Source organism: Streptomyces sp. NPDC050388 (assembly GCF_040655635.1).
Lineage (GTDB): Bacteria > Actinomycetota > Actinomycetes > Streptomycetales > Streptomycetaceae > Streptomyces.
The window spans coordinates 76,790-94,104 of the sequence record NZ_JBFAKH010000029.1; the positions used below are offsets into that span (position 1 = coordinate 76,790).

A 17,315-nucleotide genomic window follows, 5' to 3' on the forward strand; every position below is an offset into this window, starting at 1 on the left:
CATTCACTGTCCCCTTGACCGCACTAGCGACAGCCCCCTCGTGGGGTGACGTGGCCGTTCGACTGGAGTTGCACGTGGCCGGGCGCATCGAAGACTACGCACTCATCGGAGACATGCAGACCGCCGCCCTGGTCTGCCGGGACGGCACAGTCGACTGGCTGTGCCTGCCCCGCTTCGACTCGCACGCCATCTTCGCCGGCCTACTGGGCACCGAAGAACACGGCTTCTGGCGGGTCGGCCCGGCGCACGCCCCCGACGCCCCGCCGCCGGCCGCGACCCGGCGCGGCTACCGCGGCGACTCGCTGGTCCTGGAATCGGAGTGGGACACCGGGCACGGCACGGTCCGGGTGATCGATTTCATGCCCCCGCGCGACGGCGCCCCGCAGCTCATCCGCATCGTGGAGGGCGTCTCGGGCCAGGTGCCGATGCGTTCGGCGCTCCGGATGCGCTTCTCCTACGGCCGGGTGGTGCCGTGGGTGCACCGGCACGAGGGGCGCACGGTCGCCGTCGCGGGCCCGGACTCGGTGTGGTTCGACACACCCGCCGAGACGTACGGGGAGTCGCTGACGACGTACTCGGACTTCACGGTGGCGCCGGGCGACCGGATCACCTTCACACTCTCGTGGCAGCCCTCGCACAAGGAGCCGCCGCCGTTGCCGGAGCCGGAGCAGTCGCTGGAGGCGACCGAGGAGTTCTGGCGGGAGTGGGTGGAGCACTGTACGTACCACGGTCCCTACCGCGAGGCCGTGATCCGCTCCCTGATCACGCTGAAGGCGCTCACCTACGCCCCGACCGGCGGCATCGTCGCCGCGCCCACCACCTCCCTGCCCGAGGACATCGGCGGCGTCCGCAACTGGGACTACCGCTACACCTGGCTGCGTGACGCGGCGATCACCCTGTCCTCGCTGCTGCGCACCGGCTACCGCGAGGAGGCCCGCGCCTGGCGCGAGTGGCTGCTGCGCGCGGTGGCCGGCGACCCGGAGAACCTGCAGATCATGTACGGCATCGCCGGTGAGCGCGAGCTCGGCGAGGCGGAGCTGGACTGGCTGCCCGGCTACGAGAACTCGACCCCGGTCCGGGTCGGCAACGGCGCGGCGAACCAGCTCCAGCTGGACGTGTACGGCGAGGTCACCGAGGCCCTGCATCTGGGCCACATGACGGGCCTGGCCCGCAACGACTACGCGTCCCTGCTCCAGGTGAAGCTGATCACCTACCTGGAGAAGCACTGGACGGAGCCGGACGAGGGCATCTGGGAGGTGCGCGGCCCGCGCCGCCACTTCGTGCACTCCAAGGTGATGGCCTGGGTCGCCGTCGACCGCACCATCAAGCTCATCGAGTCCGGTGACGTGGACGGCCCGCTGGAGCGCTGGAAGCAGCTGCGCAACGACATCCACCGGGACGTGTGCGAGAAGGGCTACGACAAGGAACGCAACACGTTCACGCAGTCGTACGGCTCCAAGGAGCTGGACGCCTCGCTGCTGCTGATCCCGCAGGTGGGCTTCCTGCCGCCGGACGACAAGCGGGTGATCGGCACCATCGAGGCGATCCAGCGTGAGCTGTCCACCCCGGACGGCTTCATCCTGCGCTACCCGACGGAGGGCGCCGACGAAGGCGTCGACGGACTGCCGGGCGACGAGGGCGCCTTCCTCGCCGTTTCGTTCTGGATGGCCGACGACCTGGCGATGATCGGCCGCGTGGACGAGGCCCGCAGGCTGTTCGAGAGGCTGCTGGCCCTGCGCAACGACCTCGGCCTGCTCGCCGAGGAGTGGGACCCGGTCAACCAGCGCCAGGTCGGCAACTTCCCCCAGGCCTTCAGCCACGTCCCCCTCATCGACACGGCCCTGCGCCTGACCGCCTCGGGGGCGTACGGGGGCTGAGGAACCGCCCGACGGCCCGCGCGCCCGTGCGCGCGGGTAGCGTCCGGTGCATGGGCGGCAGCGACAGGGGCGGGGACGGCGGATACGACACGCAGGGTGCCGGGATCACCGTGCGGCAGGCGCTGGAACTGCCCGCGCTGCGCAGCGGGCTGCCCGAGGTGGTGGCCGGAGCCGACGGCCTGGGGCGCCCGGTGCGCTGGGTGCACGCGGGCGAGGTGCCCAACATCGCCTCGCTGCTCAAGGGCGGAGAGCTGCTGCTGACCACCGGATACGGTCTCGGCAGCCGCCCCGCCGAGCAGCGGGCGTTCGTGCGCACGCTGGCCGAGCGGGACATCGCGGCCCTCGTCGTGGAGCTCGGCACCCGCTTCACCCGCCTGCCCGCCGCCCTGGTCGACACGGCACGGACGGCGGGACTGCCCCTGGTCCAGCTGCACCGCGAGGTGCCGTACGTGACGGTGACCGAGGAGATCCACACCGAGATCGTCAACGGCCACTACACGCTGCTGCGGCGCGCCGAGGAGGTCCACCGGCGCTGCACCGAGGCGCTGCTGGGCGGTGGGGGCGCCCCCCAGGTCCTGCGGATCCTGGCCGACGTCAGCGGCAACCCGGTGTTCCTGGAGACGACGGACGGACGGCTGCTGTACACCGCCGGGGAGGGCCCCGAGGGCACCGACCCGCTTCAGGTGTGGGAGGGGCTGCGCGACCGGCACCAGGACGCCCCGCCGGCCGGTTCGGTGCTCGTCGACGTGCCGGGCGGCGGGCCCGGCAGCGGCGGGGTGCGGGCGCGTCTGGTGCTGCTGCCGGTGCGGACGGCGCCGGAGCCGGTGCACCGCATGGCGGCCGAGCGGGCGGCGGGCCTGCTCGCGGTGGTGCTGATGCAGGCCCGTCAGGAGGAGGAGCTGGCGGCACGCGGACGCGGCGACTTCCTCGTCGACCTCTCCGAGGGCCGCATCGCCCCGGGGGACGCGCCCGCGCAGGCACGCGTGCTGGGTTTCAGACCGGGCACCGGGCCGCTGCTCCCGGTGGTGATGCGGCTCGATGACGTCCTGTCCCCGCAGGGCGGCGGCTGGGCGGTGCTCGCCCGCGCGGTCGCCGAGGAGCTGGCCTCGCTCGGGGTCCCCGTGCTGCTGGGCGTGCGGCCGGTGGAGGGGCGGGTGCCGCTGTTGCTCGGACTGCGCGCGCAGACGGAACGGCCGACGGTCGCGGACCGGGTGGCGGCGGCGCTGCGCGCCGGGGCGGAGCGGGCGGGGATGATGCCGCCGGGGGCGCGGCCGCCCGTGGTGGTGGTCGGGGCGGCCGGTGACTGGGCGGCGGCGTCGGCGGGTCTGCGGCACGCGGCCCGGACCGCGAGCGCGGCGCAGGGGCTGCCGGACCGTCCCTGGTACGACGCCCGCCGCCTGGACATCGACCTGCTGATGTGGCGACTGCGTGACCAGCCGGACCTGGCGGCCTTCGTGGACCGCGCGATCGGCCCGGTCCTGGACCACGACCGCCGCTCGCGGCCGCCGCTGCTGCCCACCCTGGAGACCTATCTGGCCCGTGCGGGCCGCAAGGCGGAGACGGCTCGCGAACTGCACCTGAACCGCCAGACGCTGTACAACCGACTGGCCAGGATCGGGGAGTTGCTGGGCAGTGACCTCGACGATCCGCACACGGTCCTGACCCTGAGCCTGGCCCTGCGGGCACGGCGGCACGTGTCCTGACGCGGCATGTGACGTCAGAGCAACGGGCGGTGCTGCGTCAACTCGTCGTAGACACTGAGCACCTGGGCCACCGCATCGTCCTCCGTCGGCCACCCGGCCGCCTGCCGGGTGCCCCTGGCCCTGAGGTCCTCCCGGCGCCCCGGGTCGCCCAGCAGCCGTACGACGGCGTCGGCGAGCGCACGCGCGTTGCCGGGAGAGACGAGTTCGGCGGCGTCGCCGACGAGTTCGGGCATGCCGCCGGCCCTGGTCGCGACGAGCGGCACGCGCGCGTGGAGGGCCTGTTGGGCGAGCGCGGAGCGCCCCTCCCACCGGCTCGGCAGCAGCGCGAGGTCCGCGGCCTCGAGCAGCCCGGTGACGTCGTCGCGTCGTCCGATGAGCCGGACCGGCAGTTCCTCGTCCGCGATCCGCCGCTGGAGTTCACCGCGCAGCGGGCCCTCCCCCGCGACGGCGACCAGCGGCGCGGGGTCGAGGTGGCGCCACCCGTGCGTGGCGTCCAGCAGGGTGTGGTGGCCACGGCGCCGTTCGAGGGGACCGACCGCGACCAGTAAGGGGCGGCCGACGGCGCCGAGTTCGGCACGCAGTGCGGGCCGCGCCCCGTCGGGGTCCTCCGGCTCCTCGGCCGTGCGGGGCGCGGGGAAGGCGACGGCCGCCAGGCGCGCGTCCCGTGCTCCGGTCCGGCGGGCCCGGTCGACCAGGGCGGAGGTGGTTCCGAGCACCACGGTGGCCGCCTTGACGACCCTCCGCTCCAGCAGCCGCAGGAAGTGCGCGCGGGCGCCGTCGGCGGGCGCCCGGTCGTGCCAGGTGACGATCAGCGGGGTGCGCCGGCCGCTGAGGGCGAGCACGGTCCGGAAGGAGGCGTGCAGTCCGTGCGCGTGCACCAGGTCGGCGTTCGCGCAGGCCGTCCGCAGGGCGGCCACCGAGCCGGGGTCGCTGCTGCGCGGGATGTCCACATGGCCTGCGCCGACGCCCGTGAAGTCGTAGGTGTGCTCCGCCTCGGCGGGGGCGCACACCGTGACCCGCACGCCCCGTGCGACGAGCCCCGCCGCCAGTGAGCGCACGTGGGCGCTGGTGGCGGCGTTGCCACCGCCCAGCACCTGCACGGTGCGCAGCGGCGACTGGCCGTGCGGTGAGTGGCTGCTCACGGGGGTCACGTGGCCGAGCTCCTGGTTCGGGTCGGATGGTCCCGAAGAACGTACAGAAGGACCGTGCGGAGGGGGTGTACCGCACGGTCTCCTACGCGTGCTCCGTCAAGCATGCCAGGGCACAAGGGGATCGCGGCGACGACGGGAGCGCCCGTCTGCACCGGACCGGACAGAAACTTCACCCACACGAGTGCGGAAAAGCCTCCCGACGGCCGAGGCGCCGGGAAGTACGACGGCTAGTCGTCCGCGCGGGCCGTCGCCAGGAGTTCCTCCGCGTGGGCACGGGCCGTTTCGGAGTTCTCCTGGCCGGCCAGCATCCGGGACAGCTCCCGGATCCGTTCCTCCCCTTCGAGCACCTTCACGCCGGACCGGGTGACCGACCCGTCGTCGGTCTTCGCCACCAGCAGCTGCCGGTCGGCGAACGCGGCCACCTGCGGCAGATGCGTGACGACCACGACCTGAGCGCTCTTCGCCAGTTTGGCGAGCCGCCGTCCGATCTCGACGGCCGCCTTGCCGCCGACACCGGCGTCGACCTCGTCGAACAGATACGTCGGCACCGGGTCCGTCCCGGCGAACACGACCTCCACGGCCAGCATCACGCGCGACAGCTCACCGCCGGACGCGCCCTTGGCGATGGGCCGGGGCGGTGCCCCGGGGTGCGGGGCCAGCAGCAGCTCGACCTCGTCCACACCCGAGGGCCCGTGGGCGACGGTGCGCCCGCCGACCTCGACGCCGTCCGGGTCGTCCGTCTGCCGGATGTCGAACGACACGCGCGCGTGCGGCATGGCGAGGGACGCCAGCTCCGCGGTGACGGCCGCCGCGAACCGCTCCGCGGCCTCGGTCCGGGCCTCCGACAGCGCCTGCGCCAGCCCTCCCAGTTCGGCGCGCAGGCCGTCCCGCTCGGCGGTGAGTTCCTCGATCCGCTCGTCGTCCCCGTCCAGTTCCGTGAGCCGCGCGGCGCTCTGCTCGGCCCAGGCCAGCACGGCGGCGACGTCCTCGCCGTACTTGCGGGTCAGCCCGGTGAGCGCGGCCCGCCGCTCCTCGACGGCCGCCAGCCGCAGCGGGTCGGCGTCCAGGTCCTCGGCATACCCGGCGAGCTCCCCGGCCACGTCACGCAGCAGAATGCCGATCTCACCGATCCGGTCGGTGAGCGCGGCCAGCGCGGGATCGTGCGCCCGGACGGCCTCCAGGGCCCGCTGGGCGCCCGCGACGAGCGTTCCGGCGTCGACGCCCTCGGGGTCCTCCGGGTTGCCGGCGAGGGCGGTGTGCGCGGCGTGCGCGGCGGACGCCAGGGCCTCGGCGTGACCGAGCCGCTCGGCCTCCTCGGCCAGCTCCACGTCCTCACCGGCGCGGGGCTCCACAGCGGCGATCTCGTCGAGCCCGAAGCGCAGCATGTCGGCCTCCTGGGCCCGCTCGCGCGCGCGCGTGGTGATCTGTTCGAGCTCCGCGGCGACGGCCCGCAGCCGCTTGTACGCCCCGGTGTACTTGGCGAGCGGACCGGCGACCGCGTCGCCCGCGTACCGGTCGAGCGCCTGCCGCTGCCGGGACTGCTTCAGCAGCCCCTGCTGGTCGGTCTGCCCGTGCACGGCCACCAGGTCGTCGGCGAGTTCGGCGAGCAGCCCCACGGGCACGCTCCGCCCGCCCAGGTGCGCCCGTGAGCGCCCCTCGGCGGAGACGGTCCGGCTGATCAGCAGCGCTCCGTCGTCGAGCTCGGCCCCGGCCTCCTCGGCCCGTACCACGGCCGCGGCGTCCTCGGGCACGGCGATCCGCCCCTCGACGACCGCGTTCCTGGCACCGATCCGCACCAGCGCCGCGTCCGCCCTTCCACCCAGCAGCAGCCCGAGGCTGGTGACCACCATGGTCTTGCCCGCGCCCGTCTCACCGGTGACGGCGGTGAAGCCTGGTGACAGCTCGACCACGGCGTCGTCGATGACTCCGAGCGACCGTATCCGCATCTCCTCCAACACGTCCCAGACCTTACGAGGTTTTCCTCGCGCTGTGCGACGCCGCCCCCCGCCCGTCCGGGATCGTGGCAGGTCGTCACCCGTGAGTGGGAATCCCGCCCCGGTGGACCCGGCCACGCACCGCCTCACGGCAGGCCCCGGGGCCCGTCCGGCGGATCATGCCGCAGACGCGGGGTCCGACACGCCCTCCCCCGGGCTCTTCGAGCAAGGGGAACACACCGGACCCCGCTCACCCGCACCGACAAGACACCGCCGCTTTCCTGCGACCTGATCCGCCGGGCAGGCCCTAGTGCGGAGCTCCCCGCCACCCCGAGACCGGCAGGGCGAACTTCGCGACCAGCCGGTCCGTGAACGAGGCGTGGTGCAACCGGGCGAGTCGTACCGGCACCGCGCCGCGCCGCACCTCGACCCGCGCCCCGGGCGGCAGCTCCAGGGTCCGCCGCCCGTCGCACCAGAGCACACCCGGCGGAACGTGCGGCAGGACCTCCACGGCCAGCACCGAGTCCGGCGAGGTCACCAACGGCTTGGCGAACAGCGCGTGCGCGCTGATCGGCACCATCAGCAGCGCCTCGACCTCCGGCCACACCACGGGCCCGCCCGCGGAGAACGCGTACGCGGTGGATCCGGTCGGGGTGGCGCACACGATCCCGTCGCAGCCGAACCCGGTCACCGGCCGCCCGTCGATCTCCAGCACGACCTCCAGCATCCGCTCGGCGGACACCTTCTGCACGGCTGCCTCGTTCAGCGCCCAGTCCGTGTGCACGATGGTGCCGTTCCGGTGCACGACGACATCGACGGTCATCCGTTCCTCGACCTCGTACGCCTTGCTCACCACCCGGTCGACGACCTTGTCGAGGTCGTCCCGCTCGGCCTCGGCGAGGAATCCGACGCTGCCGAGGTTCACGCCGAGCATCGGCACCCCCGAGGCGCGGGCGAACTCCGCGCCGCGCAGCAGCGTGCCGTCACCGCCCAGCACGATCAGCAGTTCGCAACCGTCGAGGCACTCGGGCGTGGCCTCCTTGACGGTCTCCACCTCGTCCGGCAGCGGCAGGTCCTGTGCCTCGGTCTCCAGCACCCGCACCCCGAGCCCGGAACGCAGCAACCCCTTGACCACGAGTTCCGCACTGCGGATGGCCGCGGGGCGGCCGGTGTGGACGAGCAGGAAAACGGTACGAACTCGATTCGGTGTCAACGCGGCCCCTCCGCCACTGCACGGTCAACGTCGGCCGGGTCCAGTTCCGGAGCCCCGGCCCGCAGCCACAGAAAGTATTCGACATTCCCCGAGGGTCCGGGCAGCGGACTCGCCGTCACGCCCTTCGCCCCCAGTCCCAGCTCCCAGGCCTTGGCGGCCACCCCCCGCACGGCGTCGGCGCGCAGTTGCGGACTGCGTACGACTCCGCCGCTGCCCAGCCGCTCCTTGCCCACCTCGAACTGCGGCTTGACCATCATCACCAGATCGGCGTCCGGCCGGGCGCACCGTGTCAGGGCGGGCAGGACCAGTCCGAGCGGGATGAAGGAAAGATCCCCCACGACAAGATCCACAGGCTCCCCATCGATTGCTTCGAGCGTCAACTCCCGTACGTTCGTACGGTCCTTGACGGTGACGCGTTCATCGTTTCGGAGAGACCACGCGAGTTGTCCGTATCCGACGTCCACGGCGACCACGTGCGCGGCCCCGGCCCGCAGCAGGACGTCGGTGAAGCCCCCGGTCGAGGCGCCGGCGTCCAGCGCCCGCCGCCCCTCGACGACCAGCCCTGCGGGCACGAAGGCCTCGAGGGCGCCGGCGAGCTTGTGGCCGCCGCGCGACACGTAGTCCGGGTCGCCGGCGTCCTCGGCGACGAGGATCGCGGCGGCGGTCTCCACCTGCGTGGCGGGCTTGGTCGCGACGGTCTTTCCGACACTGACCCGCCCGGCGGCGATCAGCTGGCCGGCGTGTTCCCGCGAGCGCGCGAGCTTCCGGCGGACCAGCTCCGCGTCGAGACGGCGGCGTGCGACTCCTGCCACGTTCGGTTCAGCTCCCCTGTCGGTGCGGCGAATGGGACTCGTGGCCCGAAGGGCCTCGTTGAAGGGTGGTGGTCGGGTGACGGGCGGGAGCCGGAGGCCCCGGACGGGCGTCGAGCGCGGTGAGCGCGTCACGCAGCCCCCGGTGCACATCTTCGTACACCTCGACATGGCCGTCCGTGGTGAGGTGGTCGGCGTCGGCCAGCCGCTCCAGGCACGCGTCCACCTCGGCGTTCCCGGTGGGGGTGCGGGGCACGTTCAGGGGTGCGGGGGCGGCGGGGGCATCCTCGACCGGTGGTACGGCGTGCTCCACCCGCGGGAGCGGCTGCTGCGCGCCCCCCGGCTGGGGTACTGCGTCGTTCATGCCCCGACGCTACCGCGAACCACTGGGGTACCGTCGTCCGCGATGGCCACGATCGAGGAGTGCCGCGCCGCACTCACCAGACTCTCGGACAGCATGCGGCACGCCGAGGGCGACGTCCGCGCGGCGGCGGCGATGGACCGCTCCGTCAGCTGTCACATCACCGACCTGGACGTGACCTTCGTCGGCCGCCTCACCGGCGGACGGATCGAGGTGCACGACACCCTCGAGGGCCCTACGCGCGAGAAGGCCCAGCTCAGGCTAGCCATAAAGGGGGACGACCTGCTGGCCCTGGTCGACGGCGAACTGCACTTCGCCAGGGCCTGGGCTTCGGGCCGGGTGAGACTGGAGGCGGGTCTGCGCGACCTGTTCCACCTCAGGAAGCTTCTCTGACGCCCACCTTCTCCTGCCGGTCCGCGGTGCGCCCGGCTCCGGCCGCGACCCGCGCCTTGCGGGCCGCCGGCACGATCAGGGGCGTTCCCGTCTCGGGGTCGTCGATGACCTGGCAGCTCAGCCCGAAGACCTGCTCGACCAGTCCGGCGGTGACGATCTCCTTCGGCGCGCCCCGCGCGATGACCTTCCCTCCGCGCAGGGCGATGAGGTGGGTGGCGTACCGGGCGGCGTGGTTGAGGTCGTGCAGGACGGCGACGAGGGTGCGTCCCTGCTCCTCGTGCAGTTCCGCGCACAGGTCGAGCACGTCGATCTGGTGCTGGATGTCCAGGTAGGTCGTCGGCTCGTCGAGGAGCAGCAGCGGGGTCTCCTGAGCGAGCGCCATGGCGATCCACACGCGCTGGCGCTGCCCGCCGGAGAGTTCGTCGACATGGCGTTCGCCGAGGTCCGCGATGCCGGTCCGGGCCATCGACTCCTGGACGACCCGCTCGTCCTCGGCCGACCACTGGCGCAGGATGCCCTGGTGCGGGTACCGGCCCCGGCCCACCAGGTCGGCGACGGTGATCCCGTCGGGCGCGATCGACGACTGGGGCAGCAGTCCGAGGGTGCGGGCGACCTTCTTCGCGGGCATCGACTGGATGACCTGACCGTCCAGCAGCACCCGCCCCTGACTGGGCTTCAGCATGCGCGACAGCGCCCGCAGCAGCGTCGACTTGCCGCAGGCGTTCGGGCCGACGATCACGGTGAAGGAGTTGTCCGGTATCTCCACCGACAACTGCTCGGCGATGACCCGCTGGTCGTAGGCGAGGGTGACGTCCTCTGCGGACAGTCGGTTCACGGTGCTCCTTCGGTTGTTCCGTCCGCCGCCGGCGGTGGTGGTGGAGTTCCTGGCGCTCCCGGCGTTCATATCCGGCCCGCCCTGCGCTCGGTGACCAGCAGCCACAGCAGGTAGACGCCGCCGAGCACTCCGGTGACCACGCCCACGGGCAACTGCTCGGCGCCGAAGGCCCGCTGCGAGATCCAGTCGGCGCTCACCAGCAGGGCGGCGCCCATGCACATCGACGCCACCAGGTTGGGTCCGGGCGAACGGGTCAGGCGCCGGGCGAGCTGCGGCGCGGTGAGCGCGACGAAGCCGACCGGCCCGGAGGCGGCGGTCGCGGACGCGGTGAGCAGTACGGCGGACAGCATCAGCAGCAGCCGTACGCGCTCCACCCGGACCCCGAGGGCGTACGAGATGTCGTCGCCCATCTCCATCATCCTGAGCCCGCGGGAGTTGGCGAGGACCAGCGGTACGAGGACGACGCACAGCGCGAGCAGGGGCCAGACCTGGTCCCAGTCACGGCCGTCGAGGGAGCCGGTCATCCACACCACCGCACGGGCCGCGTCGACGATGTCGGACTTGGTGAGCAGATAGCCGTTGACCGCGGTGACGATCGCGGAGACACCGATGCCGACCAGGACCAGCCGGTATCCGTGCACGCCCCGCTTCCAGGCGAGCACATAGATGGCGAACCCGGTCACCAGTCCGCCGATCAGCGCACCGACGGCGACCTGGTTGGCGGTCCCGGAGAACAGCACGATCACCACGAGCGCGCCGGCCGTGGCGCCCTGGCCGAGGCCGAGGACGTCCGGACTGCCCAGGGGATTACGGGAGATGGACTGGAACAGCGCGCCGCCGAGCCCGAGCGAGACGCCGACCAGCAGTCCGACCAGTACCCGGGGCAGCCGCAGTTCGGTGACGATGAACTCCTGGCCCGGGTCGCCCTCGCCCAGCAGGGTCCGGATCACGTCGGCGGCCGGTATCGGGAAGTCGCCGGTGCCGATCAGCACCACGCTCGCGGTGAGCGCCACGAGCAGGAGCAGGACGGCGACGACGAGAGCCCGCACGTCCACCCGGAACGAGAGGCCGCCCGGTGTCCGCACAGCACGGTTGGTCTTCACAGCTGGGCCGTCCTCCGCCGTCGTACGAGAAAGATGAAGACCGGGCCGCCGATGATCGCGGTGACGATGCCGACCTGGAGTTCCGCGGGCCGGGCCAGCACACGGCCGAGGACATCGGCGCCGAGCAGCAGCACCGGCGACAGGACAGCCGCGTACGGCAGGATCCAGCGCAGGTCGGGTCCGGTGAACGAGCGCACGACGTGCGGCACCATCAGACCCACGAAGACGATCGGCCCGCAGGCGGCCGTCGCGGCCCCGCACAGCACGGTCGCGGCGAGCATGGCCAGCGCCCGCGTGCGGTTCAGGTCGGCGCCGAGGGCCCTGGCGGTGTCGTCACCCATGGCCATGGCGTTCAGCGGCCGGGCGAGCAGCAGCGCCAGCACGAACCCGACCAGCAGGAACGGCAGTACCTGCCGGATGACCGAGCCGCTCGCCGAGGACAGCGACCCGACCGTCCAGAAGCGCATCCTCCCCAGGGCCGCCTCGTCCAGGATCATCACTGCCTGGAGGTAGCCGAACAGCGCCGCGGAGATCGCGGTGCCGGCCAGCACCAGGCGCACCGGGGTCGCGCCCCGGCTGCCGCCGAGGAACCACACCAGGGCACCGACCGCGGCCGCCCCGCAGAACGCGAACCACACATAGCCCGACAGCGACGTGACGCCGAAGAAGGTGATGGCCGTGACGACCGCCGCCGACGCGCCCGCGTTGATGCCGAGCAGTCCCGGATCGGCGAGCGGATTGCGGGTGAGCGCCTGCAGCACCGCCCCCGCCAGGCCGAGCGCGGCGCCGACCAGCGCGCCGAGCAGGGTCCGTGACAGCCGGTCGGCGACGACGACATCACCGTAGGTGCCCGTTTCCTCGAACAAGCCGTGCCAGACCTGGTCCAGGGACAGGTCCTTCGCCCCGATCGCGATACTCGCCAGGGCGATGACCACCAGGATCGCGGCGGAGAGGAACAGACCGAGGACGCGTAGCATCGCCCGGCGGTTCGGGGGCGCGGGGGCGATGTCCGCGCGCGGTTCGGGAGGGCTGTCGACCAACACGCAGTTAGGTTAGCCTACCCTCCCAAGCGATCACGGTCCTGAGGTGCTGAGGTTCTGAAATCGAGGGTGCCTCACAAACCCAGCCGGGCCAGTGCCTTCGCTCCGTCCAACGCGCACACGCCGTCGCCCGCCGCTGTCCACGCCGCCGCGCACAACGCCCGCAGCCCGTCCAGAGCTGCGCCGTCCCCGTCCAGCACCAGGGCCCCGCCGTCCGCTGCCGCCGTCCAGCCACCGCACCGGAATCCGCCGGTGCTGTCCGCCGCGGTCACCTCCGGCTGTCCGGTGAGCATCCCGCGCAGGTCGGCGTCGACGTAGGTCGGCCGGTGCTGCGGCGGCGCGGCCAGCAGCTGCGCCCCGTCGGTCACCCCGGTCAGCACCAACAGCGAATCCACCCCACCGTTGAACGCGCCCTCGATGTCCGTGTCCAACCGGTCTCCCACCACCAGGGGCCGTTCGGCGCCCGTACGCAGAATCGTCTCCCGGTGCATCGGCGGCAGCGGCTTGCCCGCCACCTGCGGCTCGGCACCCGTGGCGATGCGCACGACCTCCACCGCCGCGCCGTTGCCCGGGGCGATGCCCCGCCCGCTGGGGATCGTCAGATCCGTGTTGGACGCGAACCACGGCACCCCACGCGCGATCGCGTAACTCGCCTCCCCGAACCGGCCCCACGGGAAGTCCGGCCCGCCGTACCCCTGTGCCACCGCGACCGGATCGTCGTCCGCCGATTCCACGGGCACCAGGCCGCGCTCACCCAGCGCCACCCGCAGGCCCTCGCCTCCGATCACCAGCACCCTGGCCCCCTGCGGCACCTGCTCGCTGATCAGCCGCGCGACCGCCTGCGCCGATGTGATCACGTCCCCGGCATCCGTCGGTATCCCCAGCTCCGTCAGATGCGCGGCCACCGTGTCCGGAGTGCGCAGGGCGTTGTTCGTCACGTACGCCAGGTGCATGCCCCCCTCGCGGGCCGTGGCCAGCGAGTCGACCGCATGGACGATCGCCTCCCCACCCGCGTACACCACACCGTCGAGGTCGAGCAGCGCCGTGTCGTACGCCTCGCTCAGGGCCTGCCCACTGTCCCCGGGCCTCGTCCTGACGCTCCGGCTCATTTCGCATCGCTCCTCGTTCGACGGCTTTCCCCCGATCATCCCTCATGTCACCGGCCCCGTACGATGCCCTGATGAAGACTGCAGGTCCCTCGGAAGCAAAGGCGCGCCGAGGCCTGGAACTCACCCCGTTCCAAGGCCTTCGCTACGATCCCGACCGGGTCGGCAGCCTGGCCGCCGTGACATCCCCGCCGTACGACGTCGTCGTCCGCCCCGACGGCCTGCACCACCTGCAGTCCGCCGACCCCTACAACATCGTCCGGCTGATCCTGCCCGAGGCCGACACCCCCGAGGCCCGCAACGCCCAGGCCGCCGACACCCTGAACCGCTGGCGTGCCGAGGGCGTCCTGGCCACGGACCCCGAACCCTGCCTGTACGTCTACGAACAACGCGACGGCAACGGCGTGCTGCAACGCGGGATCATCGGCGCCCTGCGCGTCTCGGACCCCGACGAGCGGCTGGTCCTGCCGCACGAGGACGTCATGCCGCACGTCGTCGCCGACCGCGCGGCCCTGATGCTGGCCACGTCCGCGAACCTCGAGCCCCTGTTGCTGAGCTATCCCGGCGACGGCTCGACCGATGCCACCGCCGACCTGATCGAGCGCACGGCCAGGACCTCTTCCCTCCTCACGACCACCACGGAGGACGGCTTCTGTCATCGACTGTGGTCCCTCACCGACCCCGCCGACCTGGCCACGGTCCGGACCGACCTGGCCGGCCAGCAGGCCCTCATCGCCGACGGCCACCACCGCTGGGCGACCTACCGCCGGCTCCGCGCGGAGCACCCCTCCCCCAGTCCCTGGGACGACGGCCTGGTGCTCCTGGTCGACACGGCCCGGTACCCGCTGCGGGTCCGCGCGATCCATCGCCTGCTGCACGGCCTGCCCGTCGCGGACGCGTTGGCCGCCCTCGACGGTCTGTTCCGGGTCCGCCGCGTGGACGCCCCGTTGTCGGACGCCATGGAGGTACTGGCCGAGGCGGCCGGTGCGGGCAACGCCTTCCTGCTGGCCGGTGACGGCACCTTCCACCTCGTCGACCGCCCGGACCCTGACCTGCTGGCCCGCACCGTCCCCGGCGACCGCCCGGCGGCCTGGCGCACCCTGGACGCCACCGTCCTGCACTCCACGCTCCTGAAGCAGGTGTGGCGCATCCCCGAGGACTCCCCCACCCATATCGCCTACATCCACGACACGGCCGCGACCGTCGCGAAGGCGGAGCGCGACGGCGGTACGGCGGTACTGCTGCACCCGGTCCGCGAGGAGGTCGTCCGCGACCTCGCCCGCCAGGGCGTGACGATGCCCCGCAAGTCGACGTCCTTCGGGCCCAAGCCGGCGTCGGGACTGGTACTGCGCGCGTTCTGACAAGTGGCGCAGAAAACGCGGAAAGCAGGAAGGGGTGGGATTCCCGGTCGGGTGAACCGGAAATCCCACCCCTTCGTCCTGCTTCACGGGCCGGAGCCGTCAATCCTTGTCGACGTCGCTCTCGTCCCTGCCCTCCGAGGCGTCGGAGTCGGCGTCGGTGTCGTCACTCTCGTCGTCGAGCGCGTCCGTGAACTCCACACCGTCCAGTTCGGCCAGCCGGTCCGAAGCGTCCGTGCCGCCGTCCCGGTCGGCCTCCACGGCCTTCGCGAACCACTCCCGTGCCTCACCGGCCCGTCCGGCGGCGAGAAGTGCATCGGCGTACGCGTACCTCAGCCGCGCGGTCCACGGCTGCACGGAGTGGGACGCGAGCTCGGAGCTCTGCAGCGTCACGATGGCGGCGTCCAGCTGCCCCATGTCACGCCGAGCGCCGGCCGCGACGAGCCGCATCTCGACCTGCCCGGCCTTGTCGAGCTTCTGCACTTCGGGAGCACCGGCCATGTCCAGTGCCTTCTCCGGCCGTCCGATCCCACGTTCGCAGTCGGCCATGAGAGGCCACAGCTCCGCGGTCCCGGTCATCCGCCGCGCCGCCCGGAACTCGGCAAGCGCCTCGGAGTACTTCTGGTTGGCGTAGGCGGCGAAGCCTGCGGCTTCCCGTACGGCGGCGACACGCGACGCCAGTCGCAGAGCCACCCTGGAGTAGTCGTAGGCAGCCCCGGGGTCCTCGTCGAGCAGCCGGGCGACCATCACCAGGTTCTTGGCGACATCCTCCGCGAGGGTCTTGGGCAGGCTCTGCAGCTCCTGCCGTACGTCCTTGTCGATCTCCTCACCCGTGACGTCCTCGGGGATCGGCAGCCGCTTGATGGGCTCGCGGTCCCGGTCGCGCTCCTCACGGAACCGGCCGCCTCCGTGCCGGTCGTCGCGCCCGCGGAACCCGCCCGGTCGCCCACCCCGGTCATCCCGACGCGGCCCACGCCCACGGTCGTCACGGTCTCGGCCCTCGCGGCCCCGGAAACCGCCCCGATCACCACCACGGCTGTCGTCCCGACGGAAACCGCCCCGATCACCACGGTCGTCCCGACGGAAGCCACCACGGTCCCGGTCGTCACGGTCGTCCCGACGGAAGCCACCACGGTCCCGGTCGTCACGGTCGTCCCGACGGAAGCCACCACGATCGCGGTGATCCCGGTCGTCCCGACGGAAGCCACCACGATCGTCACGCCCGCGGAAACCGCCCCGGTCGGCACCGCGACTGTCCTCGCGGCCCCGGTAACCTCCGCGGTCACCGCCATGGCTGTCGTCACGGCCTCGGAAAGCGCCCCGCTCGCCCCGCTCGTCACCCCGCCGGTCATCACGCCGGTCGTCTCGTCGCCCGTAACCCCGGTCGTCGTCGCGGCGGAAGCCGGAACGCTCGCGGTCACCGTCACGGCGGTCGTCCCGACTGCGGTAACCGCCCCGCTCACCACCACGGCTGTCATCCCGGCCTCGGAAACCACCACGGTCCCGGTCGTCACGGTCGTCCCGACGGAAGCCACCACGATCGTCACGCCCGCGGAAACCGCCCCGGTCGGCACCGCGACTGTCCTCGCGGCCCCGGTAACCTCCGCGGTCACCGCCATGGCTGTCGTCACGGCCTCGGAAAGCGCCCCGCTCGCCCCGCTCGTCACCCCGCCGGTCATCACGCCGGTCGTCTCGTCGCCCGTAACCCCGGTCGTCGTCGCGGCGGAAGCCGGAACGCTCGCGGTCACCGTCACGGCGGTCGTCCCGACTGCGGTAACCGCCCCGCTCACCACCACGGCTGTCATCCCGGCCTCGGAAACCACCGCGCTCCGGTCGGCTGCCACCACGGTCGTCCCGACGGAACCCGCGGTCGCGGTCTCCGTCCCTGCGGTCCCCGCGGTGATGGTCACTGGACCGACGCGGGCCTCCTCGCTGACCGCCACGGTCCGAACGGTCCCCATTGTCCCGTCGCCGCTGGTCGCGCTCCGGTCGATCGTCGGGAGAGTTGGTGGACATGGGTGACTCCTGTCTTCGGTACCGCAAGCATTCTCACGCAGCCGGACCTCCGGCGCGCTCCAGAAATAAAAAAGGACCCTTGGTCCCAGCTGAACGCTGGGACCAAGGGTCCTTCCAAAGATTGTTCGGCGGCGTCCTACTCTCCCACAGGGTCCCCCCTGCAGTACCATCGGCGCTGTAAGGCTTAGCTTCCGGGTTCGGAATGTAACCGGGCGTTTCCCCTACGCTATGACCACCGAAACCCTAATGGTTTCGAGCGAACAAGCACACTCTTCTATTGTGTTCCGCTCAAAGCCGACAACGGTCGTTGTCTCAGAACTAACACAGTGGACGCGAGCAACTGAGGACAAGCCCTCGGCCTATTAGTACCGGTCACCTCCACCCATTACTGGGCTTCCAGATCCGGCCTATCAACC

General features: G+C 72.3%; 15 protein-coding genes and 2 rRNA genes. 4 read left to right on the plus strand and 13 right to left on the minus strand.

The features are described 5' to 3' along the window. Positions 1-74: 74 nt before the first annotated feature. Positions 75-1,877 (plus strand): glycoside hydrolase family 15 protein, encoded by a 1,803-nt coding sequence (locus tag AB0I73_RS18835; protein ID WP_363038715.1) that lies wholly within the window; start codon positions 75-77, stop codon positions 1,875-1,877. A gap of 50 nt (positions 1,878-1,927) precedes the next feature. Then, complete coding sequence (locus AB0I73_RS18840) at positions 1,928-3,580, plus strand: PucR family transcriptional regulator (protein ID WP_363038693.1); 1,653 nt, start codon at positions 1,928-1,930, stop codon at positions 3,578-3,580. A gap of 14 nt (positions 3,581-3,594) precedes the next feature. On the opposite strand, the gene AB0I73_RS18845 is transcribed toward AB0I73_RS18840, so the two are convergent. From AB0I73_RS18845 to AB0I73_RS18865, 5 genes are all read right to left on the minus strand, one after another. Beyond that, entirely contained in the window at positions 3,595-4,731 is a 1,137-nt protein-coding gene (locus AB0I73_RS18845) for a glycosyltransferase family 4 protein (RefSeq protein ID WP_363038695.1), read from the minus strand. A 227-nt stretch (positions 4,732-4,958) separates the two neighbouring features. Next, positions 4,959-6,677, minus strand: a complete 1,719-nt coding sequence (recN, locus tag AB0I73_RS18850; protein WP_363038717.1) for a DNA repair protein RecN — start codon at positions 6,675-6,677, stop codon at positions 4,959-4,961. A 295-nt stretch (positions 6,678-6,972) separates the two neighbouring features. Next, positions 6,973-7,878, minus strand: coding sequence for an NAD kinase (locus AB0I73_RS18855; RefSeq protein ID WP_363038697.1), 906 nt, complete (start codon positions 7,876-7,878; stop codon positions 6,973-6,975). After that, positions 7,875-8,690, minus strand: coding sequence for a TlyA family RNA methyltransferase (locus tag AB0I73_RS18860; RefSeq protein WP_363038699.1), 816 nt, complete (start codon positions 8,688-8,690; stop codon positions 7,875-7,877). The genes AB0I73_RS18855 and AB0I73_RS18860 overlap by 4 nt, the downstream gene beginning before the upstream one ends. Positions 8,691-8,697: 7 nt before the next feature. Then, positions 8,698-9,051, minus strand: a complete 354-nt coding sequence (locus AB0I73_RS18865) for a hypothetical protein (protein WP_363038701.1) — start codon at positions 9,049-9,051, stop codon at positions 8,698-8,700. A gap of 42 nt (positions 9,052-9,093) precedes the next feature. Between AB0I73_RS18865 and AB0I73_RS18870 the strand changes: the two genes are divergently transcribed. Then, positions 9,094-9,441, plus strand: coding sequence for an SCP2 sterol-binding domain-containing protein (locus AB0I73_RS18870; RefSeq protein ID WP_363038703.1), 348 nt, complete (start codon positions 9,094-9,096; stop codon positions 9,439-9,441). Here the strand turns inward: AB0I73_RS18870 and AB0I73_RS18875 are convergent. The 4 genes from AB0I73_RS18875 to AB0I73_RS18890 form a co-directional block, all read right to left on the minus strand. Beyond that, the gene (locus AB0I73_RS18875) at positions 9,425-10,345 is read right to left on the minus strand and encodes an ABC transporter ATP-binding protein (RefSeq protein ID WP_363038705.1); all 921 of its coding nucleotides are present in this window, start codon (positions 10,343-10,345) and stop codon (positions 9,425-9,427) included. The genes AB0I73_RS18870 and AB0I73_RS18875 overlap by 17 nt on opposite strands. Then, the gene (locus AB0I73_RS18880) at positions 10,342-11,379 is read right to left on the minus strand and encodes an iron chelate uptake ABC transporter family permease subunit (RefSeq protein ID WP_363038707.1); all 1,038 of its coding nucleotides are present in this window, start codon (positions 11,377-11,379) and stop codon (positions 10,342-10,344) included. The genes AB0I73_RS18875 and AB0I73_RS18880 overlap by 4 nt, the downstream gene beginning before the upstream one ends. Next, the gene (locus AB0I73_RS18885) at positions 11,376-12,422 is read right to left on the minus strand and encodes an iron chelate uptake ABC transporter family permease subunit (protein ID WP_363038709.1); all 1,047 of its coding nucleotides are present in this window, start codon (positions 12,420-12,422) and stop codon (positions 11,376-11,378) included. The genes AB0I73_RS18880 and AB0I73_RS18885 overlap by 4 nt, the downstream gene beginning before the upstream one ends. 71 nt (positions 12,423-12,493) lie before the next feature. After that, positions 12,494-13,528, minus strand: coding sequence for an HAD hydrolase-like protein (locus AB0I73_RS18890; protein WP_363038711.1), 1,035 nt, complete (start codon positions 13,526-13,528; stop codon positions 12,494-12,496). 71 nt (positions 13,529-13,599) lie between these two features. Here AB0I73_RS18890 and AB0I73_RS18895 point away from each other — a divergent pair, with 71 nt between their 5' ends. After that, a complete protein-coding gene (locus tag AB0I73_RS18895) occupies positions 13,600-14,886 on the plus strand; it encodes a DUF1015 domain-containing protein (protein ID WP_363038713.1) in 1,287 nt (428 codons plus the stop codon). Positions 14,887-14,985: 99 nt separating this feature from the next. Here AB0I73_RS18895 and AB0I73_RS18900 read toward each other — a convergent pair whose 3' ends face one another. The 4 genes from AB0I73_RS18900 to AB0I73_RS18915 form a co-directional block, all read right to left on the minus strand. Beyond that, on the minus strand, positions 14,986-15,738 hold the full coding sequence (locus tag AB0I73_RS18900) for a tetratricopeptide repeat protein (RefSeq protein ID WP_363038719.1): 753 nt from the start codon (positions 15,736-15,738) through the stop codon (positions 14,986-14,988). Continuing rightward, positions 15,630-16,826 (minus strand): hypothetical protein, encoded by a 1,197-nt coding sequence (locus AB0I73_RS18905; protein ID WP_363038721.1) that lies wholly within the window; start codon positions 16,824-16,826, stop codon positions 15,630-15,632. Before AB0I73_RS18905 ends, AB0I73_RS18900 begins: the two co-directional genes overlap by 109 nt. A gap of 196 nt (positions 16,827-17,022) precedes the next feature. Next, positions 17,023-17,139, minus strand: a 5S ribosomal RNA gene (rrf, locus tag AB0I73_RS18910). Positions 17,140-17,241: 102 nt separating this feature from the next. After that, positions 17,242-17,315: ribosomal RNA gene (locus AB0I73_RS18915) — 23S ribosomal RNA — on the minus strand; the annotation flags it as partial.